The following is a 1,317-nucleotide window of genomic DNA, read 5'->3' as shown; positions in this document are numbered from 1 at the left end:
CAGGGCGTCTGCAAAGTCCTGAACCGACCAAATCGTCTTAATATCTGAGACGCACCCCAGAACCCCTTTTAAAGAGGCGGAACCCCTGTTAAGCATGTGAATAACCACACCCACATGCACACAGGAGTTCCTACGTGTCATCGTCTCATTTGCACGCCTTTATTGACCAATTTGAAGGACTCAACCACGACGTCATTCAACCAAAAACTCTCCTGCGCAGCCTAGCGAAACTTCCAGATCCACGCGCCAGACGCGGCATCCGCCACCCGCTAGCCCACATCTTGGTCATCATCATCTGTGCGGTCATCGCCGGAGCGAAAACCCTGATCGAGATTGCTGAATGGGCCAAAGACGTCGCCCCGCAACAACTGGCCGGCTACGGCATCGCAGCACCACACGCCACGACCATCGCCAGGGTGCTGCAGCGGTTAGACATCCAAACCTTTGAGCTTCTTCTCGCTGACTGGACCCAGAACCTACGCGCCGGGACCAACGCTTCCAAAACCATCAAAGCTATCGCTGTCGATGGCAAAGAAGTCCGTGGCGCGAAGAATGGAAAAGGTACACGCGTGCATCTGCTCTCAGCCATCGACCAAGGCACGCACGCAGTGCTCAGCCAAGTAGGCGTGGGAATCAAAACCAACGAGATAACCCAGTTCACGAACCTGTTGGATCACGTGGTGGAGCTGAAAGGCGCAGTCGTGACTGCGGATGCCTTGCATACGCAAAAGGGGCATGCGAAGTATCTGCACGAGCGTGAATCCCACTATATTTTTACCGTCAAAGGCAACCAGACCAGACTTCTGGCGGAGCTTGAGCAGCTCCCATGGGATGACGTTCCCGCGGGAAACCGGACTACTCAGACACAGAATGGCCGCCGAACTATCCGCACTGTCAAATGTGCCACCGTGACTACCGGGATGAGTTTCCCGCATGCGGCTCAGGCGATGCAGATCATGCGTAAGTCGCGGCCGTTGGGCGCAACGAAGTGGCATATCGAGATCGTGCACGCGTTGACGTCACTGCCGACGCATTTGGCTGGTCCCGGAGAACTGGGTGCATGGATTCAAGGGCATTGGGCCATAGAAAACGGCCTTCATTGGCGTCGGGACGTGACATGGCAGGAGGATAAATCTCAAGTCAGAGTAGGAAATTCTCCGCATGTGATGGCAACACTGAGGAACATCGCGATCACGTTGCTTAAGAATCTGGGATACACGAATTTGGCGAAGGCTACGAGGAAGCTACGGAATCATCCTGATCGAGTGCTGTCTTTGATTGGCTTGGGGACCAGCCGCTGACTTTGCAGACGCCCTG

Annotated in this window: 1 protein-coding gene; it reads left to right on the top strand. The window is 55.1% G+C overall.

Annotated elements, in window-relative coordinates; genetic code table 11:
* Positions 1-134: 134 nt before the first annotated feature.
* On the top strand, positions 135-1,301 hold the full coding sequence (locus tag ACT3TP_RS18665; protein WP_444621282.1) for an ISAs1 family transposase: 1,167 nt from the start codon (positions 135-137) through the stop codon (positions 1,299-1,301).
* Positions 1,302-1,317: the final 16 nt, after the last annotated feature.

It is taken from the genome of Glutamicibacter sp. AOP38-B1-38 (genome assembly GCF_052377485.1).
Lineage (GTDB): Bacteria > Actinomycetota > Actinomycetes > Actinomycetales > Micrococcaceae > Glutamicibacter.
Note: the sequence above shows the minus strand (reverse complement) of the source record. Positions and strands in the feature narration are given on the sequence as shown.